Raw genomic sequence first — 19,818 nt, 5'->3', positions numbered from 1 at the left:
AGAGAGGTATATAAAAGACTAAGAAACTTTTTTCTGACCGAAAAAATCGGTCTGTTAGGATAGAGAGGGCAAGTAAAATGCAGAAATTTTTCAAACAGAAGTGGCTTTTAGCGATTTTATTATTGGGCGTAGTCGGTGTCGTTGGTGCCTGCAGCTCCGATAGCAGCACCCAAGAGAGCAGCAGTACGACTAGCTCCAACACCATTAATTCTGATCCTTATTCAGATGAGCAGTTTCTTTTGGGAACCTACGTGCAAATCCGAATTTACGATGACGGCAAAGAAGCTGTTTTAGACGAAGCTTTTGCGCGGGTGAGAGAGCTGGGAGACGAAATCACGATTAATGAAGAAGGCTCTGAGGTGGATGAAATCAACGCCAATGCCGGCATTCAACCGGTGGTGGTTTCAGAAGACGTCTATTCGCTGATTAAAAAAGCCTATGAGTATAGCGAGGATTCAGAAGGCGGTTTTGATTTAGCAATTGGCGCCATCACACAGCTGTGGCGCATTGGTTTTGACGATGCCCGCAAACCTGCTCAAGAAGAAATTGATGCGGCTTTACCATTAGTCGACTATACCAAAGTCATTTTAAATGACGAGGATCATTCTGTTTATTTAGAAGATCCGGGAATGATTATTGACTTAGGGGCCATTGCTAAAGGTTATATTACTGATGAAGTCGTTAAAGTATTAAAAGACAATGATGTGACAACGGCCATCGTTGATTTAGGCGGGAATGTCTATGTTCTTGGTCATAGTCCCAGAGGAGAAGATCAGCCTTGGACTGTGGGAATTCAAGATCCCAATCAATCCCGTGGCACTGTGTTAGGCACGATTCCAGAAACCGATAAATCATTGGTGACATCTGGAATTTATGAACGCTATTTAGAAGTGGATGGCGTGACCTATTCCCATTTATTTGATAAAGATACCGGCTATCCCTTTGACAATGATATTGCTGGAGTGACCATCATTACTGATAATTCCATCGATGGCGATGGTCTGTCGACAGCGGTCTTTTCTATGGGGGTTAAAGATGGCTTGACCTATGTGGAAGGTTTAGACGATGGGACAAGTGCCATCTTTGTCACCATGGAAGATAAAGTTTATGTCACTTCAGATATTGAGGACCAATTTGTTTTATCTGAGGATTCTGGTTATGTGATGGGTGATCGCAGCGAACTGGAATAATTTTACAAAAAGGAGTGCCTGTATGAGTGTGTCGGTTTTTTTAGAGGTTGTTGAGATTCGCACAAAAGTAGCCAGTATTTTTCCGTTTTTAGCGGGAGTCTTCTTTTCCTTAAGCTACTTTGGGCAAGTCAATTGGTTGAACACGATTATTTTCTTTATCGGCATGATTGTCTTTGATATGATGACGACTGCCATCAATAATTACATGGACTTTCAAAAAGCCCATTCCCAGCAATATAAATTTGAACAAAATGTGATTGGCAGAGAGCAGGTCAATCCTAAATTAGTTCGCAATATGATTTTAGGCATGCTGGCCTTTGCCGCTGTCATTGGTTTTTATTTAGCTTGGCAAACTGGCTGGCTGCTATTGGCCCTTGGTGGCGTGTGTTGTTTTATCGGTATTTTTTATACCTATGGACCGATTCCCTTATCGAGAATGCCGTTAGGTGAAATCTTCAGCGGCGTGACGATGGGCCTAGGCATTTTTTCGATGGTGGTCTATATCAACACCTATAGCCTTCAGCCATTTTTCTTGGCGGTGGATTTACAAGCGGGGACGTTTGCGTTGACGGGAAATATCTGGTCGGTTGTTGCGCTAGTGTGGGCATCACTGCCGATGATTTTCACCATCGCCAATATTATGCTAGCGAATAATTTACGGGATTTAGATACGGATATTGAAAATCACCGCTATACTTTGGTTTATTACATTGGTCGGCCGGTGGGGAAAGTTTTATTTCAAGCTTTAATGTATAGCTGCTACCTCGTTGTTTTACTTGGTTTGCCCTTTAAAGTCTTTTCTTGGCCGATGCTGGTGGTCTTTTTGACCCTGCCGATTATTTATAAAAATCTGCAGGAATACAAAGAAGTCCTGCCCCATCCCCGTAGTTTTGGCTACGCAATTAAAAATATGGTGCTCTTTAACAGCAGCTATGTCATCGGACTAGCTCTGACCGCTTTATGGAACTGGTTTAATTAATCGAATAATCAAATAAAAGATACAATTCATTTTCAGCGACTTCCCTTGTCAGAAGAAGGAAATGGATTGTATCTTTTTTTGTTTTGATGGCATACTATATTTGTAATTACAAGAAAAAAGGTGATCACATGCTGCAGCTACGTGAAAAAAAACTTGTACAACTTTTAATGGCTAACCAAACTAAGCAAACGTCGGAAACTTTAGCTGGTGCTTTGGCGGTCAGCTCAAAAACAATTAAAAATGATGTCAAACGAATCAATCAAGAATTTGCGGATAAATCCTATCAGATTGTCAGTCAAAAGGGCAAAGGCATCTGGCTAGAATTTACTGAAGACGAGCGCAATGAATTGCAATTGCTGACAGCTTTTCAACAGGAAAATTCTCCTGAAGAAACGGAATTGCGCCGCTTTGAAATTCTGCACCTGCTGTTAGATCAGCAAAATTATCTGTCGGTTGGCGCAATTTCAGAAGCAGTCTTTGCCAGCAGCAGCACTATTTTGCGGGACTTAGATTCTTTAGCAGACTATCTGCAGGAATTTAATCTGGAAATTGAGCGGGCTCCAAGAAAAGGCATTCGCCTGTTAGGGAGTGAAATTGCCCTGCGGATTATTAAAGCAGAATTACTAAAGCAGGAGACTAGCGTGGAGGCAGCGCTGCTGGATTTTGTCGAAATTCAAAAGACCTTCCCTGAAATTTCGTTGGCGGCGATTAAAGCCATCCTGTTTGATTTTCAACAGGAGCAGACCTTCAAACTTTCAGATGTAGCCTTAAAGGGTTTGATTATTCATATTGCCATCTCGTTGCAACGTCTACAAAATAATCAATTTATTGAGATGACAGCGGATGAGTTAGCAGTACTAACCGCTAAAGAGGAGTGGCAGCTAGCTAGTCAGCTTTACAAAAAGCTGGCGGAACATTTTGATTTAGCCTTTGAAAAATCAGAAGTCGGCTATTTAACCATCCATCTTTTAGGCGCCAATTTAGCAAATCAAACTTGGCAAGAAGCTGAGCTTTCAGGCTATCAGCAAATTAATCAAGAGCTTTTAGACAAGCTGATTGCTTGGACGACAGCAATCGATGAAACTTTTCAAACGCAGTTGGCGCAAGACCAGCAATTTTTGACAGCCTTTCTGCTTCACTTGAAACCATTGTTAAACCGCTTGAGCTACGGCATCAACATTAAAAATCCTTGGAGCCGAGAACTGAAGCAGAAATATCCGCGGGCTTATGAGATTGGAGTTGCCTATGCAGAGCTGATTTATCAGGAGACCAACTTATTATTAAATGAAGACGAAATTTGTTATCTCGTCTTGCATATTGAAACGGCCCTAGATCGACAACAGCAAGCTGTCAACAATTCTGTAACCGCTATTATCGTCTGCGCTACCGGGATGGGGACCAGCTACTTTTTAAAAACAAAGTTACAACAGGCTTTCCCTGAACTGGAAATTATTGGAATTTCCTCAGCGATGGATCAAAGCTTAGCACAGACTACAGCCGACTTAATTATCAGCACCGTGCCAATACAAGTACCACAAAAAAAGGTAGTCTATGTATCACCGGTACTGAATGCTACTGAGAAGGCTGGTTTGCAACAGCAAATTCAACAAGTCGGCCAAAAAGAATCGAGTCTGACAAAATTACTGCTAGAAGATTTAATCAATCTTCAAATAGAACTAGACTCTGTTGAAGAAATTATCCAATTCGGCGCAGCTTCCCTAGCAAAAGCCGGCTTTGTCAATGCCGATTTTGTTGAATCGGCTTTACTGCGGGAAAAATTATCAGCAACCGCCATCGGCAATCTGGTAGCAATTCCCCATGCTTATCAAGGGAGTGTCCAAAAACAAGGCATCGCCGTTTTACAATTAGCCAAACCAATTGATTGGTCAGGAGAACAGGTGCAATTAGTTTTTCTACTGGCAATTGACAGTCAAATTCAACAGCAGTTTGCCAGTATTTTTGAAGAATTAGCCCTGTTTACGCAAGATCTACATAAGGTCAAGCAAGTGATTCAGGCACCAACAAAGAAAGAAGTCAGACGTTTATTGCTGACGTGACAGGATGTGAAAAAATGAAATTAAGTGAATCAATTAACCAAAATTTGATTGAATTTAAATTAGAAGCCAACGAAAAAAATGAAGTTATCGACCAAGTGATTCAATTGTTGGCAGAGAATCAAGTCTTAACCGATCCAGAGCAATACCGCCAAGATGTACTGGCAAGGGAATCACAAAGTACCACCGGGATTGGCATGGGTATCGCCATTCCCCACGCTAAAAGTAGCGGTGTCAAAGAAACTAGTTTTACTTTAGTGCGCTTAGCTCGTGAAGTCGAATGGCAGTCCTTAGATGATAAGCCAGTCAATTATGTAATCATGTTGGCGGTGCCGGATTCTGCTAAACAAGAGTTTTTGAAATTATTATCGCAATTATCGACCCTATTGATGGAGGATGACTTTAGAGAAGGGTTACAACAGGCAGAAAGTGTGAAAGAAATTATTGAGTTATTTAAAATCGAGGAGGAAAAATTATGTTTATCATAGCGATTACAAGTTGTCCCGTAGGAATTGCCCACACGTATATGGCGGCAGCCAATTTGAAAAAAGCTGCGGCGAAAAAAGGTGTTGAAATTAAAGTGGAAACGCAAGGTGCCCAAGGTCCGGAAAATCAAATTACGGATGCCGATATTCAACGGGCCAATGGCATGATTATCGCGTCAGATATTACGATTAGAAATGTTGAGCGTTTTGAAGACGTCCCAACGCTGGAATGTGGGGTGCAGGAAGCCGTTAAAGACGCGGATGGATTAATTGAAGAATTAATGGAGGCGATTGCATAATGGCGAAAATTGAGCGGAAGAAAAAAGTCAAAAAGTTAACCATAAAAGATCAGATTAAAGCTTCTTTTATGACCGGTGTTTCTTACATGATTCCGGTAATTGTCGCTGGCGGAATTATTCAAGCAATTGGTAAAGCGCTGGGAGGCTACGATATTGCTACCAATCCAGATATGGTGGGTACATTTGCTTACCTAATTAATCAGATTGGAGTTTCGGCCTTTGTCTTTGCCACACCGGTTTTATGTGCGGGGATTGCCTATACAATTGGCGACCGTCCAGCGATTGCGCCAGCGCTGGCAATTGGTTTATTATCCAATGAAATTAATGCTGGTTTTATCGGCGGCTTACTCGGCGGGTTCTTAGTCGGCTATTTAGTGAAGTGGATTAAAACTTGGAAGGTGCCTTCTTGGTTGAACGGCATGATTCCGATTTTAGTGATTCCCGTTTTAGCAACGCTAGCAGTCGGCTGTGCGTTTCAATTTTTATTAGGCGAACCGATTGCCTGGATTACCAACACGATTGAATCCTTCTTAAATTCTTTACAAGGTGGTTCACGGTTTGTTTTCGGGGCAGTCTTAGGCGGCTTCTGGGGCGTCGATTTCGGCGGACCGATTACCAAAATTGCTTCCTCCTTTGCGACAGCTCTCAATGCTCAGGGGAATTTTGCTTCGACGGCAGCAAAAATGGCGGCTGGTATGACACCGCCATTAGGAATGGCTTTAGCTGTCTTGTTTAGAAAACGCAAATTTACCCGTGGTGATATTGAAAATGCCAAAGCGGCAGTACCGCTATCATTTTGTTATATCACTGAAGCGGCAATTCCTTTTGCGCTGCAAGATCCGATTCGTGTTTTATGTGCGACAATTCCTGGGGCAGCCTTAGCTGGCGGTCTAGGCATGGTCTTTGGAACCGAATCACCAGCAGTCCACGGGGGAGTGTTCGTGATTCCGATGATGACGAATCCATTAGGTTTTGTCGGGGCGTGGCTGATTGGTTCGCTGGCAACGGCGTTGATTTATTCCACCATTAAAAAGCCATTATCAGTTGAAGAAATTCAAATTGAAGAAACAGCGGCTGATGAAGGCATGTTGGTTTCAACTAAAAATCGTTTGCGGGATTGTTTCTTGAAAAAAACCGCAAAAGAAAATGAAGTCTAGGTGGTCCTATGAAAAAAATTCGTTATGGCATTGTCAGCACCGCCACGATTGTCACCCGTTTTGTCGAAGGCATCAATCAAAGTGAGGCCGGCGAAGTAATCGCAATTGCCGGCCGGGATTTAATGAAAGCCAAAGCACTGGCTGATGAGTTAGCAATTCCTCATTATTACGGCAGCTATCAAGAGCTGTACCAAGATGAGCAAGTCGATTTGGTTTATATCGCCAATTACAATGGCGGGCATTATCAATGTATCAAAGCCGCTTTAGAACAAAATAAACCTGTCCTCTGTGAAAAACCAATGTGTTTAACAAAAGCTCAATCTGAGGAAGTCTTTCAGCTAGCTGCCAGCAAAAATCTTTTTTTAATGGAGGCACAAAAAGCTGTTTTTCTGCCGGCCCAAGTTCAGGCCCGCCAGTTGATACAAGCGGGGGCGTTAGGAGAAATTCAGTGGGTCAATATTATCAGCAGTCACACGGGAGCCAAGCGGGGAGAATGGTTTAAAGAAGTACAGAAAGGCGGCGGCATTCTCAGAGGTGCCGGTACCTATGCGTTGGAATTTTTATTGACAGCCTTTGGGGGCCCTTTGGAAAATTATGCCGGCAACTGCAGTATGGAGCCACCGACTTCTGATGATAGCTGGGTGATTAATTTGGCTTTACCTAAGCAAATCTTAGCCAGTCTACTTATCACCAAAGATATTCACGACCAAAGCCGTATCGAAATTTACGGCACAAAAGGAAAAATTACGATTCCGAATTTTTGGAAGACCAATCGTTTGATCAGCGAAATTGCTGGTGAGACTAAAGAATACCTGTTTGAAATGCAATCAGAATTTGTTTATGAAATCAATCATGTCAATCAATGTCTGCAGGCCGGCCAGCTGACTAGTCCGCTGATGACACCAGCGGTCACAATAGCCGCAATTCAAGTGATTGACGATTTATATCGCAGAGTGGGAGTTGACGTATGAAAAATCAAATTGGCGTTGTCGGGATGGCAGTGATGGGGAAAAATCTCGCCTTAAATATTGAAAGCCGCGGCTATTCCGTCGCTATCTATAATCGCAGTCGGGAAAAAACTGAGACAGTCATTGCCGAAAATCCAACTAAAAACTTACATCCCAGTTATTCGGTAGCTGATTTTACGGCTTCATTAGAAAAGCCGCGGCAAATTATTTTGATGGTTCAAGCCGGCGCTGGAACCGATGCGACAATCCAAGCGCTCTTGCCGCATTTAGAAGCCGGTGATATCTTAATCGACGGTGGCAATACTTTTTTCAAAGATACCATGCGCCGGAATCAAGAATTGGCCGATTCCGGAATTAATTTTATCGGGACTGGCGTTTCTGGTGGTGAAAAGGGCGCCCTGTTAGGTCCGTCGATCATGCCGGGAGGTCAGAAAGCGGCCTATGAATTGGTGGCCCCGATCCTTGAAGAAATCTCAGCCAAGGCAGAAGATGGGACGCCTTGTGTTACCTATATTGGTCCTGATGGCGCCGGTCACTATGTCAAAATGGTTCATAATGGAATTGAATATGGTGATATGCAGCTGATTGCTGAAGCCTATAATTTGATGCAAAATATTTTAGGACTGTCAGTGGAGCAGATGGCTGAAATTTTTAAAGAGTGGAACCAAGGAGAACTGGACAGCTATTTGATTGAAATTACCGCCGATATTTTAACTCGTCAGGATGATTTAGGAACGGGGCAGCCAATTGTGGATGTAATTCTTGACGCCGCCGGCAATAAAGGAACGGGCAAGTGGACTAGCCAAGATGCACTGGATTTAGGCGTTCCATTATCCTTGATTACTGAATCTGTTTTCGCTCGTTATATTTCTGCTTATAAAGATGAGCGGGTAGCCGCTAGTCAAAGATTGCCAAAACCAGCGGACTATCAGTTTGCCGGAGAGCAATCTGAATTGTTAGAAAAAATTCGGCAGGCTTTATACTTTAGTAAAATTATGAGCTATGCTCAAGGCTTTGCTCAATTGAGAATGGCCTCAGATGAGTATGAATGGGAACTGCCCTTCGGCGAGATTGCCAAAATTTGGCGGGCTGGTTGTATTATCCGAGCGCAATTTTTACAAAGGATTACCGATGCCTATGACAAAGACCCTCAGTTGAAAAATCTTTTATTAGATGATTATTTTGTCGAGATTACCGCCAAATATCAACAGGCGGTTCGGGATGTTGTCGGCATTGCTTTGCAGGCAGGTGTGCCAGCACCGACTTTTTCAGCAGCGATTGCCTATTTTGATTCTTATCGAGCTGAACGTTTACCCGCCAGTTTAATCCAAGCACAACGGGATTACTTTGGCGCCCATACCTATCAAAGAACCGATCGAGAGGGCATCTTTCATTACGATTGGTATCAATAAGAATAAAGTTTCCCGACGCCATGAAGAATTTTCTTCATGGTTTTTTGTTTTCTCAGCCTCAAGAATCAATTTCTCAAAAACTGTTCACTTCTAATCGGCTTTTGGTGACATCGTGTCACAATCGGCCTATACTCGTCATCAGTGAGAAGGAAGTCCTTCAATAATTTAAAAAGGGGAAATAAAAAATGGATACAAAATTAGTATTTGCGATTATCACAATTAGTCTGGCCTTGGTCTTTTATACAATCGGGGTCTTTTCAGAGAGACGGTCTGGAGTCTTACAACCAAAACATTTGCTTTTCTTTGGTTTAGGATTAGTCTTTGATACAACAGGAACTATGATAATGTCTTCGATTGCCAATGCGGAAGCCGCAACTAGCGGATTGTCCTTGCATCAGGTGACCGGTGTGATTGCAATCTTACTGATGGCCTTTCATTTTATCTGGGCAATTTATGTCTTAGTTAAAGGAAACGCCAAAGCAAAACAAACATTCCACAAATTCAGCTTAGTTGTCTGGCTCTTTTGGTTAATTCCTTATGTAGCCGGAATTGTTATCGGCATGGGACATTAAGAAAGAAGGCGCAGTCAAGTGACACAAAAAGCAAAAACCAGCACATTCGCATTAATTATTTTTATTGTCGGAGTCTTTATGTCAGCTCTGGACAACGGAATCATTTCCAGTGCATTAACAACTATTACTTATTCATTTAATATCAGCGAAGTTCAAGGGACTTGGGGGATTACCCTTTACACCTTAGGGATGGCTGTCTCAACGCCAATTATCGGTAAATTAGCTGATAAGTTCGGCCGCAGAAAACTATTTCTCATTGAAGTCAGTGTCTTTGCGCTAGGCTCTTTATTAGTCGCTTTAAGTCCGTCCTTTGTTTTTTTCTTAGCGGCGCGGGTCTTGCAATCTCTTGGCGGCGGCGGTTTATTTATTATCGCCTCCAGTCATATCTTGTCGACTTATCCTAAAGAAAAACAAGGTGCCCTGCTAGGAGCATTAGGTGCAATCAACGGGATTGCTTCAGTTGTTGGTCCAAATCTCGGTAGTTTGATTTTAAATGTGACAGGTCATTGGAGTTGGTTATTTTTAATCAATTTGCCAATTGCTGTCTTTGTTTTAATTGCCGGTTTCATTGCCATTCCTGAAACCAAAAATGCTAGCAGCAACGGGTTGGATTACAAAGGCTTGAGCTTGTTAACATTAGGTATTTTAAGCTTTATGTTGGCTATTACTAATTTGCAAAGCGGTGCATTATTGACTAGCTTATTAACTGTTTCTGTCTGGGGTTTTATTTTACTAGGCATTGCTTTATTCGCAGCTTTTGTAATGGTGGAAAAGAAAGTCTCAGCTAAGGTTGATCCATTCCTACCATATAATTTAATTCGTAGCCGCGGTTTTCTTTTAACTCTTCTAATGGGCTTATTGTCTGGAACATTAATTGCGATTTTTGTCTTTATTCCAAGCTTTGTGGAACATCGCTATGGGATTGCGGCTAACAGCAGTGGCGTTTGGATGAGCGGTATCGGTTTAGGCTCAATTTTAGGGGCAGGTCTCGGCGGGATGTTGGTTTCTAAATTAGGGGCCACCCGGACAATTCAAATTTCCGGTTTGATTTCAGTCGTCGGCTTTGGCTTCATTGCTCTATATACACCAACGACCATCTGGTTTTTAATCGCCTCAACTATTGCTGGCTTTGGCTTCGGGATGCTAATGGGCGCACCATTCTCTGTCCTGATGTCAGAAATTGCCGGCACCAAAGAAAATGGCGTAGCCTTGGGTACCCTTTCTGTCAGCCGTCAAGTGGGGATTACGATTGCACCGACGATTTATGCGACGCTAGTCCAAAGCAGCTTTGCTAATTTTGTTTCAACTAAATTAGACACAGTTTCCGGTGTGAATATCAAAGACAGCCAACAATCTGTCGAAGATTTGTATGTCCAAATTCAAAACATCGGCGACAGCAGTCTGCGGGAACAAGCCGTTAGACTCTTTCAAACGACAGCCGCAACGGCCTACCAACATTTATTTTTAGCAGCAGTTGGGGCCGCAGCAATCATCTTTGTCGGCGGTTGGTATTTGCGGCGCAAGAAATTATAATTGCTTGCGCTCGTAAAATTTGCCTGCTAAAAAACGACAACTGGGAAACGTTAAGGCAGCCAGTACAAGGCCAATGGCAATCTCATTGAAAATCAGCGTAAAGGCTAATAAGACTAGAGCAGCTAAAAATAAGCTGAGGGCATCAATTCTTTCTTTGGTAATGTTCATAAAGTGTTCCTCCTATTTTTGCGATAGTTTATTTAGTCTACCACAAGCAAGGTGACAAAAACTTAAATTGATGGGAGCTAAAACACAAGCGATTCATTACCGCTGTAAAATTTTCCACCAATTTTTTGATGGTGATGAAGGCGGCAAGGATTTCCCTCCAACCTTATAGCTAAAAACTATCACGTAAGATAAAAACTAACTATAGGCGATGGTCAAAAGAAGGTTTGCTTTTTAAAGATAACTACCGTAATATTGTAAAAAAATAACCAAACGCGTTGAGAAAGAAAGTAAAATCTCGCCAACTGACTAAAAGAGAGCCTCGGTAGCTGAAAAGAGGTGTGAGCGAGCAGATTTGAAAATGGCTTTTGAGCGGGTGCTCTGAATTAATTTAAGAGCGCACGGATATTCCCGTTAGCTGAAATCCCAATATCACACTTAGTCCAAACAAGTGTTGCATTGGAGCAGAGGTAAAAGGCAACTTTTACAAAATAAGGTGGTACCATGTAGCAACTACATCCTTAGAAGAGCAGAGACTCTTCTAAGGATTTTTTTGTTTCAGGGACTTGGGATTTAACAGGCAGAAAAAAGGTATGTCCGCAATTTTTAAATAAGACAATTATTCTTGGAGGAATGACAAATGACAGAACAAAAATTTGAAACAATTCAATTGCACGGCGGCCAAACCGTCGACGAAACCGGCAGCCGGGCAGTGCCCTTGCACCAAACAACTTCCTACGTCTTCAAAGACGCTGAAGAAGCAGCCGGTCGCTTTGCCTTAACCGACGCCGGCAATATCTACACAAGAATTACTAATCCAACCAGCAGTGTTTTAGAAGAACGCTTGGCTTTATTAGAAGGCGGAGTAGGAGCTTTAGTGACAGCTTCTGGCTCAGCAGCAATTGCCTATGCGATTCAAAATATCGCAATTGCCGGCGATCATATTATTTCCGCCGCCAGTGTCTATGGCGGCACCCATAATTTATTCGCCAATACTTTGCCGGATTTTGGCATCGAAACAACCTTCGTTGACTCAGACGATCCAGAAAATTTCAAAAAGGCTTTGCAGGAAAACACTAAAGCGATTTTTGTCGAATCCCTCGGTAATCCTGACATCACGATTGTGGAAATCGAAAAAATTGCCGATATTGCCCACGCTGCTGGTATTCCTTTAATAGTAGATAACACCTTTGCCACGGCTTATCTTTTCCGACCGTTTGACTACGGTGCCGACATTGTCGTTTACTCAACGACAAAATTTATCGGCGGCCACGGTGTAGCGATTGGTGGAGCCATCATTGATTCTGGTAAATTCGATTGGCAAAACGGCAAATTCCCTCGTTTAGTGGAACCCGATGCCAGCTACCATGGCATCTCTTGGGTCGAGGCTGCTGGGCCGGCCGCTTATATCACGCGGGCCCGCACGATTTTATTGCGGGACACTGGGGCAGCTGCGTCACCGTTTAATTCATGGCTGATTTTATTAGGTGTGGAAACTCTGTCTTTACGTTTAGAGCGCCATGTGGAAAATGCCCAAAAAGTTGCGGAATATCTAGCAGCTCATCCCAAAATTGCGTGGGTCAATTATCCTGGACTAAAAACTAGCAAATATTATGCACTTGGCCAAAAATATTTTCCTAAAGGCGCCGGTTCGATTTTCACCTGCGGCTTAAAAGGTGGCAGCCAGGCTGGTCAGAAGCTGATTGATAGTGTAGAATTATTTTCATTATTAGCCAATGTCGGCGATGCCAAGTCCTTAATTATTCATCCCGCTTCTACAACGCATTCACAATTAAGCGAAGAGCAGCTGTTGGAAGCCGGCGTCAAACCAGAAACGCTGCGTTTATCCATCGGATTAGAAAATATTGATGATATTTTAGCGGATTTGGAACAAGCCTTAGCCAAAATTTAATTTAGGGAAATAGAAAGAGGGAAAAAGATGCCTGTCAAAGTTGTCGAAGATTTGCCGGTAATCCAATTGTTAGAGCAGGAGGAGATTTTTACGATGGGCTCCAAGCGAGCAGTGACCCAAGACATCCGCCCGCTGAAAATCGCCATCGTCAATTTAATGCCGAATAAAATCGCAACGGAGCTGCAGCTTTTACGCCTGCTGTCTCAGAGCCCTTTGCAAATCGAGGTCGATTTTATTCAGACTTCCAGCCATCAAGCCAAGCATACTAGCACTACCTATCTGAATGATTTTTATCTATCTTATGAGGATATTAAAAATAGCTACTACGACGGCTTGATTATCACCGGTGCGCCAGTAGAAAAAATGAACTTTGAAGAGGTCGATTATTGGCCGGAATTGCAAGCCATTATGGATTGGAGTCAAAGCCATGTCACCTCCAATCTGCATATCTGCTGGGGAGCACAGGCTGGACTGTACCATTTTTATGGTGTCGAAAAAATTCTCTACGATGAAAAAATCTTCGGCATTTTTGAAAATCGAATTGTCGCCCACCATCCTTATATCAGAGGCTTTAACGATTATTTTTATTCGCCCCAGTCCCGTTATACTGGCATCAATGAAACACAGATGCAACAAGCGCCCATCAAAATCATTGCCGATCACCCTGAGCTAGGTACCCTAGTCGCAGTTTCTAATGACCAACGAAATCTCTTTGTCCTCGGCCATATGGAATACGACACCGAGACTCTAGCAACCGAATACCAGCGTGATCTCGAGCGGGGCCTGACGACAGCCCCGCCAGAAAATTATTATCACGGCAATCCACAAAACAACATCATTCGCAATACTTGGCGCTCAGAAGCCTTTCTTCTTTACCAAAATTGGTTGAATGATGTCTATCAGCGAACTCCTTATCGGTTAGGGGAGTGAAAAATATCTGAATCTAATCTAAAATACCCCGATTTTTGCTAAAGAATCCTGTAGTCAATTGACGACTTAGGGCTTAGCAGAAATCGGGGTATTTGGGTTTTTTAGGGGTTGGGGAGAGGTGAATTTGGATGCTATTGAGAGTTTCTTGATAAATTAATAGCTTCCACGTCTGCAATTTATTCGTCATAGATAAACGAATTTTAGAAGTGACTCTTAATTATTTTTTTTGTGAAAAAAAAAACTTTCCTAGAAAATGCTAAGGAAAGTATAACGGATTTGATATTTATAATGGCGAAAAACGCTTCTTATAACTGTCTCTTATGCGAAAATAATATTTAAAGGTTATTCTGTTATTAACAATTTAATTCTAAATGTAATTAATTTTATTGTCAATCCTATTTTGGATAAAAAATTATGTTTTTTGAGCAAAACATAAAACAATTAAAGCATAATAACTTTTTTTAATTATTTATTCATTCGAGAAAAATAATCCGATGAAGTTATTAATCAACCCTTTCCAGATTGAAACCATTCCTGTTCTCACAAGTTTCTCAAGTTTTAGTTGGGAACATCAGCCGTCATGGAATCGTCAAATATAAAAAGACATTTTTGATATTATATGCTTTTGTAACAAGCTTAGCTATGTATTCAAGATGAAACAAAATAACCAGCTGTTTAGTTGGTTTATAAACAAGAGATTTTTAAAACAAATTGATTTTTTTGATATAGATAAAAAAATCAATAAATAGAGAGGAGAAACTAATGATTTTGAGAAGCTATTAGTTTCTTCTCTCTTTTTTATGCGGTTTTAAATAATTGGGCCTTCTCTCTATTTTAGCCGTCTTAAAAACCGTCAAATTTTTTTCAAGTCCAATAATTAGTAGGAAATCAAGTGTTTTTTCGCATAAGAGACAGTTATAAGAAAAAAATGTGGTTTTAAACACAATTTAAACCACAATTCTTAAAGGAACTGAATTTTTTTGCTTTTGTGAATGTTTTATTTATACGACAGAACGGATAAGAAGAAAAGAGAAGGTGATAGCATGAATCAAATTCTTTTGCTCACTAAAAATATTTTTATAGATACTGATTGGCAAGTACGACTTCAACAATTGGGTTATGAAGTTTTTAGTTCAAGTCAAGTATTAGAAAGAGTTCTTTTCAGAAGAGATTTTTCGCTGTTTTCACTCTTTGGGACAGTGATTTTCAGCGAAAGTATTACTGATGAAGAATTGGCAAAAATCATTGAAAAGGCGCCAATAGAAAAAACTGATTATTTCAGGATTAATGAACAAGAACCTTCTGAGCGGACGGAGAATTTTGAAAAACAAGATAGTATCCGGTTTATAAATTCACAAATGACGCCGACTGAATTAAGAGAGGCGCTGGCTGATGGGAAATCCATTAAGATTTTGGCTACTTTTTCGCAAAACAGACAGTCAAAGCCAGCTACAGAGGTCTCAGTTCATGCGACAGCTTCTTTATTAAGTGCGCTATCGAGAAAAGAGAAGGAACTTTTTGATTTACTCTATGCTCAAAAAGGTGAATTTGTAGCCCGTACAGAATTAAGTACTAAGCTCTGGCAACAAACAGTGTCTAATTCTTCCTTGACACAATTATCACAAATAATTGGGCGTCTTAAAAAGAAGATGCAAAAATTTAATCTTGATGAAAATCTGATTATTACCCATTGGAATAAGGGTTATGCGCTAGATCAAGAACTTTGTGAAAGTGTTGAATTGTATCAAGAGGACAAAGTTCACTGATAGTTCTTTAAAAGTTACTAACTGAGAACATCTCTGGAATCTAGGTAAGTATTTGACTTTGTTTTAGACATGCTGGTCATGTTTAAAAATAGAAAATTCTCTAGTGGTTATAGAGATAATTTACTAAACCAGCGGAAGGGGGGCGTTGTTGGTTGTTCAGCAGCTGTAATTCTATCTGACAAGCTGCTAATTTCTTGAGGAGTGTGATGCTTTTCTGGGAAGAAGAAAAGATAGGAGGGAAGAGTGAATGAAATGAAAAATAAGAGAAAATGGTTGCTGTTAATAAATTTCATAACGCTGTTTTCATTGCTTACAGCAACTGTTGTCCAACTTTCTTATGGGCTGACTGAAATTTTTGCGGCACCGAAGGAATTGAGTTTATCTTCAGAGAGAGACTTAACTAGTTTAAAAACTGGAGATGAGTTCATCGTAACTATTTCTGATAGTCGCGATGAGGGTGATATTGCAACAACAGAAAATACTGAAGTGCCATATGTTGACATGTCAGGGGATATCACTAATGCTACAACTGCTTCTGGTTCATCTTCTGTGACCCGTCAATGGGCGATGACTTTACCAGCGGGGATATCATTTGATGAAACTGTTGAAAAAGAGCTGTTACAAGCAGCAGACGCAAAGGCTGCTTTGCCAACATTTAGCTATGATGAAGAAACGCGAGTTTTAGATATCACAGTAGATGTGACAGTTACAGAATTAGATTTGAAACTTCATGCCGATGCCGCTGGTAGCTATGAATTAAGTGTAGCTGACAAAAATATTATGCTGACGGATTCTAATAAGTTGGAAGTAGTTGTTAGCGAAGCAGAAGAGGTTGAATCAGCAATAACTGATGCTGTTGAACCAGTGGCAGCAACTACTGATGAGGTTGGTACCCAAGCGAGCGAGGCATTGCATGATTTTGATTATGGAGTAACGTACAAACCCGATGCTGATGCTACATGGGGAACTGAAGCAGCTGCTCAAGAAGTAGTGACAGTCTATACATTTGCTGAATTGAATAACGTAGTGCGATATGGAACTGCCGATTATATCAAACTAGGTAATGATATTGTGAGTGATACCTTTCTTGCAGGCGGTGCCCTTGCTCGAAGAGATGCTAATGCAAATCGCCGAGATTATGTGATTGATGGACAAGGTCATACCTTAGATTCAGGATCAGTAAGCTGGTCTTATCCAGAAAGCACAAGAGAGCGTAATTTCTACATTAAAAACATCAAAATGCATTCTACTAATCCGTATGGATGCTTTATGGGTGCTGAAGCAAACGGTAATTTTACGTCAATGGTTTTTGAAGATGTTGATTATGATGGCTCGCAGTTAACTGCATCATGGACAACGACGCTTTTCTTTAGAGGGGAAAATAAAGTGACTTCTCGTTATGATTCGTATACCGCATCCTATGTAAATGCCAATAATACGGGGCAAGATTATTCTTCAGTCAGAGCAGTTTATACCGGTTTAACTTATAGATCTCGTGGACAAAGTGGGCTTGAAGCCTATCGAGTTATTTTTGATGAAGGCACAACTTTTGAATGTACTGTCGAAAATGGTGACGGGTTGTTGATTGGTTCATTTAGAGGTAAAGAACCTACCGCAGCTGGTAGAACAACGCCTTATGTCGCTGTTCGAACTGGTGCAAATGTGAACATGGTTTCTCAAGGGAATAGTGGCGAGACATGGTATTACTATACTAGTGATGGTCTTTACTATGCAGGTATTAACATTCAAGCCGGTGGGCAACTGTATGTTGGGACCGATTCTACCCTAACGATGGACGTACGAAATACGACAAGAACCGGAATTTTCTTGGGTGGAGGTACGTCAAGTAAGCGAACCAATCTAACGATTGACAATGGGGGAACGTTAAATCTCCTAGCTGATGGTAATCGTAATACTACTGATAGTAAGTATGCAGGTATCAAACTTTACCAATATTCTGATTTGAATATTTTAGCAGGTGGAAAATTAACTGGTCTCATCGAGAACGATTGGAGTGGTCGACCTGCAGTTGAATTAGCAGCTTATAGTACGGTGACTGTTGGATCAGCGGGAGCAAAATATGTTAATGACGATACACCACAAGGACTGTTGGATATTACTGTGAGTGGTACGAACGGTACTGCTTTAAACTTAATGGCGAACTCCAGCTTCACTGTAAAGGAATTTGGACAAGCCTCCTTCCTTGGACGATGGCAATTTGGGACAACGAGTGACTTTATCAGAGTTGACGGTTCGCTGCTTGTTGGAGAACGTGGGATATTTGAGGCAACGTTGAGCGAAGAGGCAGGCTCTGAAGCTACTGGAGTTAGAAACCTAGTTAATGCTCCGTCTACCTCGTCAACATTCAAATTTACCGATGCCTATCGAGTCGATTTGGATGCCAGAGGAAATCCAAATGCTGCCTTGCTGAGTATGGGTACATCTGCGAGAGATGGGACATTTACGGCAGATATTCAAGGTGTGTATCAATGGAGTGATGGCAACTATGCTGCTGGAGATAACACATATGATAAAGACTGGCTACCAATTTATAACGCGGTAGTTACCTATCGAGAGAAAAATATTCGAACTAGAAATGCTAGTAGTTCTGAGCAAGTTATTGCGGATAGTTTCATGTCTGAGTATGATACCTTAAATTCGGAACGAGTACTTTACAGTTGGATTCCAGACGTCACGATTAACATTGCTGAAGTGTCGGATAATGAAGAGCGTGACGATGGTAAAAAAATTACAGGTGTCACAAATCCGAATGCTTATGTCACGGTATCTGCCAGAGGGCAAGTTCTTGGTTCTCTAATTGAAACGAACCCTAAACTTTCTGGAACTGATGGGGGGATAATCTCATACAATACACTAGCAGATGCTAATGGTAATTTTGAAATTGCTATTCCAAGCGATGTGACTTTGTATGTAGGGGATGAAATTTCTATCTACAGTTGGCGAGCAGGTAAGTACTTAACCTCGACGACAGATGTTTTGGATAAGACAGCGCCTGAGGCCACAACAATGACCTACTATACCTATCTCGGTGACACAGCTCCTTTAGCTAGTGATTTTATTGATACTATCACGGATAAGGGGGTAGCCGATACAACAGGATATCCAGTGGAATACAATTCAGCCACGGATATTGACACGCTGATGGCAACAGAAGGAACTAAGTCTGTTTACATTGATGTTTCAGATTTAGCGCAAGGTTTTGTTTATGATGTTGATGGTAATCAGGAATTTAACGCAGATGGCACACCGAAATATCAAGATGCGTCAAATACAACAGATCCACCAATTGAAGTGGAGTTAGTAGTTTATGCTGATTCAACTGGTATTAGGGCTAATTCACCAATAACACTTTCATTCCCTGACTTCAAAGGGATGACAGATGAACAATTAGGGGACTATCTATTGGCATACACAGATAGCACAGATCCTATGAAGTCAACCACCCCGTATGCTTACAGTATTGCGGATGGTGTACTAACTGAGTGGACTGACCCAGATGATTTTACAGTCACTGATCTAGGTGGCTTGTCTGGCACAGTAACACCTCAACCAGATACCGACTACACAGTAACGATTACTTTACCGACAAGCACTTCCCAACTTGCATCCGACTTAACGACAACAACCATTGTTAATGTCATTAATCTGAATGCAAAATTGACAATTAAATTTGTTAATGATGGTGGAGCAACGCTCAAAACTTATAGTGTTGGGCCTTCTGGGACTGCTGATGTTTACGATATTTATGCTGATGTACCAATTGGTGAAAATCTAGATTTAACAGCGGAAGATCCATTTAAACCTATTATTGATCAAAAAGAAAGTTATCTTACAAGTGGCTATGCATCTGTGACCTTAACAACGCCTGCCGGTGGAGATGAAGCAGCTATTCCAATTTTAGCAGATGGACAAGAGATTGTTTACACGGCAGCTGGACAGTTGACTATAACATCTAGACCAACAACGATTAACTTTGGAACTTTAACATTTAATGGGTTAACTCAACGTGTCGAAGATCCAACTACTAACAATGATTTGATTATAGCAGACACTCGTTCAGATGTGACGAAGGGGTGGGTATTAAAACTTGCCTTGACAGGACGCATGTATAGTCAGTCTACGAACTCTTACATGAATGATGCCATTCGTTATAAAACGGCTGTCGATACAGATGATGTCATTTTGACAGATCAAGCCGTGGAAGTTTACAGTGAAGCAACTGGTGGAACTGGTCTCTTCAATGTAACTGATACTTGGGGCACTGACGAAGGCTCTATTGGACTGAAATTAGTTGCGGACCCTAAAGATACAACGAATTCCGATATCGGTGATTACACCGGTGAAATTACTTGGACGATTGAATCAGCACCTTAAA

The 19,818-nt window shown here is 41.4% G+C and carries 15 protein-coding genes and 1 other annotated feature; of the genes, 14 read left to right on the top strand and 1 reads right to left on the bottom strand.

Annotated elements, in window-relative coordinates:
• Nucleotides 1-77 precede the first annotated feature (77 nt).
• The 10 genes from ACYSNU_RS10440 to ACYSNU_RS10395 all read left to right on the top strand — a co-directional run bounded on the left by ACYSNU_RS10440 (nucleotide 78) and on the right by ACYSNU_RS10395 (nucleotide 10,649).
• Nucleotides 78-1,190, top strand: coding sequence for an FAD:protein FMN transferase (locus tag ACYSNU_RS10440; RefSeq protein ID WP_461737155.1), 1,113 nt, complete (start codon nucleotides 78-80; stop codon nucleotides 1,188-1,190).
• 22 nt (nucleotides 1,191-1,212) lie between these two features.
• The gene (menA, locus tag ACYSNU_RS10435; protein WP_461737154.1) at nucleotides 1,213-2,169 is read left to right on the top strand and encodes a 1,4-dihydroxy-2-naphthoate polyprenyltransferase; all 957 of its coding nucleotides are present in this window, start codon (nucleotides 1,213-1,215) and stop codon (nucleotides 2,167-2,169) included.
• Nucleotides 2,170-2,297: 128 nt separating this feature from the next.
• Nucleotides 2,298-4,226 carry a BglG family transcription antiterminator gene (locus tag ACYSNU_RS10430; RefSeq protein WP_461737153.1) on the top strand — a complete coding sequence of 643 codons (1,929 nt, stop codon included), beginning with the start codon at nucleotides 2,298-2,300 and terminating at the stop codon, nucleotides 4,224-4,226.
• A gap of 14 nt (nucleotides 4,227-4,240) precedes the next feature.
• On the top strand, nucleotides 4,241-4,711 hold the full coding sequence (locus ACYSNU_RS10425; RefSeq protein ID WP_461737152.1) for a PTS sugar transporter subunit IIA: 471 nt from the start codon (nucleotides 4,241-4,243) through the stop codon (nucleotides 4,709-4,711).
• Complete coding sequence (locus ACYSNU_RS10420; RefSeq protein WP_265456489.1) at nucleotides 4,699-5,007, top strand: PTS fructose transporter subunit IIB; 309 nt, start codon at nucleotides 4,699-4,701, stop codon at nucleotides 5,005-5,007. Before ACYSNU_RS10425 ends, ACYSNU_RS10420 begins: the two co-directional genes overlap by 13 nt.
• Nucleotides 5,007-6,164: a PTS fructose transporter subunit IIC gene (locus ACYSNU_RS10415; protein ID WP_461737151.1), complete on the top strand. Its 1,158-nt coding sequence runs from the start codon at nucleotides 5,007-5,009 to the stop codon at nucleotides 6,162-6,164. Before ACYSNU_RS10420 ends, ACYSNU_RS10415 begins: the two co-directional genes overlap by 1 nt.
• An 8-nt stretch (nucleotides 6,165-6,172) precedes the next feature.
• The gene (locus tag ACYSNU_RS10410; protein WP_461737150.1) at nucleotides 6,173-7,135 is read left to right on the top strand and encodes a Gfo/Idh/MocA family protein; all 963 of its coding nucleotides are present in this window, start codon (nucleotides 6,173-6,175) and stop codon (nucleotides 7,133-7,135) included.
• The gene (gene gndA, locus ACYSNU_RS10405) at nucleotides 7,132-8,544 is read left to right on the top strand and encodes an NADP-dependent phosphogluconate dehydrogenase (RefSeq protein ID WP_461737149.1); all 1,413 of its coding nucleotides are present in this window, start codon (nucleotides 7,132-7,134) and stop codon (nucleotides 8,542-8,544) included. Before ACYSNU_RS10410 ends, gndA begins: the two co-directional genes overlap by 4 nt.
• Before the next feature lie 185 nt (nucleotides 8,545-8,729).
• Nucleotides 8,730-9,116 carry an HsmA family protein gene (locus ACYSNU_RS10400; protein ID WP_461737148.1) on the top strand — a complete coding sequence of 129 codons (387 nt, stop codon included), beginning with the start codon at nucleotides 8,730-8,732 and terminating at the stop codon, nucleotides 9,114-9,116.
• 18 nt (nucleotides 9,117-9,134) lie between these two features.
• Nucleotides 9,135-10,649: an MFS transporter gene (locus ACYSNU_RS10395; RefSeq protein WP_461737147.1), complete on the top strand. Its 1,515-nt coding sequence runs from the start codon at nucleotides 9,135-9,137 to the stop codon at nucleotides 10,647-10,649.
• On the opposite strand, the gene ACYSNU_RS10390 is transcribed toward ACYSNU_RS10395, so the two are convergent.
• Complete coding sequence (locus ACYSNU_RS10390; RefSeq protein WP_461737146.1) at nucleotides 10,644-10,817, bottom strand: hypothetical protein; 174 nt, start codon at nucleotides 10,815-10,817, stop codon at nucleotides 10,644-10,646. The two genes, ACYSNU_RS10395 and ACYSNU_RS10390, sit on opposite strands and share 6 nt — an antisense overlap.
• A gap of 266 nt (nucleotides 10,818-11,083) precedes the next feature.
• Nucleotides 11,084-11,340, top strand: a binding site (T-box leader).
• 114 nt (nucleotides 11,341-11,454) lie between these two features.
• Here ACYSNU_RS10390 and ACYSNU_RS10385 point away from each other — a divergent pair.
• The 4 genes from ACYSNU_RS10385 to ACYSNU_RS10370 all read left to right on the top strand — a co-directional run bounded on the left by ACYSNU_RS10385 (nucleotide 11,455) and on the right by ACYSNU_RS10370 (nucleotide 19,817).
• Entirely contained in the window at nucleotides 11,455-12,726 is a 1,272-nt protein-coding gene (locus ACYSNU_RS10385; protein ID WP_461737145.1) for an O-acetylhomoserine aminocarboxypropyltransferase/cysteine synthase family protein, read from the top strand.
• 27 nt (nucleotides 12,727-12,753) lie between these two features.
• A complete protein-coding gene (locus tag ACYSNU_RS10380) occupies nucleotides 12,754-13,656 on the top strand; it encodes a homoserine O-succinyltransferase (protein WP_461737144.1) in 903 nt (300 codons plus the stop codon).
• A gap of 1,043 nt (nucleotides 13,657-14,699) precedes the next feature.
• Nucleotides 14,700-15,422, top strand: coding sequence for a winged helix-turn-helix domain-containing protein (locus tag ACYSNU_RS10375; protein WP_461737143.1), 723 nt, complete (start codon nucleotides 14,700-14,702; stop codon nucleotides 15,420-15,422).
• 486 nt (nucleotides 15,423-15,908) lie between these two features.
• Entirely contained in the window at nucleotides 15,909-19,817 is a 3,909-nt protein-coding gene (locus ACYSNU_RS10370) for a pectate lyase-like adhesive domain-containing protein (RefSeq protein WP_461737142.1), read from the top strand.
• Nucleotide 19,818: the final 1 nt, after the last annotated feature.

The organism is Enterococcus sp. LJL120, from assembly GCF_054871765.1.
Note: the sequence above shows the minus strand (reverse complement) of the source record. Positions and strands in the feature narration are given on the sequence as shown.

Excerpts from the sequence above, each read along its gene's own strand:
- ACYSNU_RS10440 (WP_461737155.1), top strand. The coding sequence starts at position 78 with ATGCAGAAATTTTTCAAACAGAAGTGGCTTTTAGCGATTTTATTATTG.
- menA (WP_461737154.1), top strand. The coding sequence starts at position 1,213 with ATGAGTGTGTCGGTTTTTTTAGAGGTTGTTGAGATTCGCACAAAAGTA.
- ACYSNU_RS10430 (WP_461737153.1), top strand. The coding sequence starts at position 2,298 with ATGCTGCAGCTACGTGAAAAAAAACTTGTACAACTTTTAATGGCTAAC.
- ACYSNU_RS10425 (WP_461737152.1), top strand. The coding sequence starts at position 4,241 with ATGAAATTAAGTGAATCAATTAACCAAAATTTGATTGAATTTAAATTA.
- ACYSNU_RS10420 (WP_265456489.1), top strand. The coding sequence starts at position 4,699 with ATGTTTATCATAGCGATTACAAGTTGTCCCGTAGGAATTGCCCACACG.
- ACYSNU_RS10415 (WP_461737151.1), top strand. The coding sequence starts at position 5,007 with ATGGCGAAAATTGAGCGGAAGAAAAAAGTCAAAAAGTTAACCATAAAA.
- ACYSNU_RS10410 (WP_461737150.1), top strand. The coding sequence starts at position 6,173 with ATGAAAAAAATTCGTTATGGCATTGTCAGCACCGCCACGATTGTCACC.
- gndA (WP_461737149.1), top strand. The coding sequence starts at position 7,132 with ATGAAAAATCAAATTGGCGTTGTCGGGATGGCAGTGATGGGGAAAAAT.
- ACYSNU_RS10400 (WP_461737148.1), top strand. The coding sequence starts at position 8,730 with ATGGATACAAAATTAGTATTTGCGATTATCACAATTAGTCTGGCCTTG.
- ACYSNU_RS10390 (WP_461737146.1), bottom strand. The coding sequence starts at position 10,817 with ATGAACATTACCAAAGAAAGAATTGATGCCCTCAGCTTATTTTTAGCT.
- ACYSNU_RS10385 (WP_461737145.1), top strand. The coding sequence starts at position 11,455 with ATGACAGAACAAAAATTTGAAACAATTCAATTGCACGGCGGCCAAACC.
- ACYSNU_RS10380 (WP_461737144.1), top strand. The coding sequence starts at position 12,754 with ATGCCTGTCAAAGTTGTCGAAGATTTGCCGGTAATCCAATTGTTAGAG.
- ACYSNU_RS10375 (WP_461737143.1), top strand. The coding sequence starts at position 14,700 with ATGAATCAAATTCTTTTGCTCACTAAAAATATTTTTATAGATACTGAT.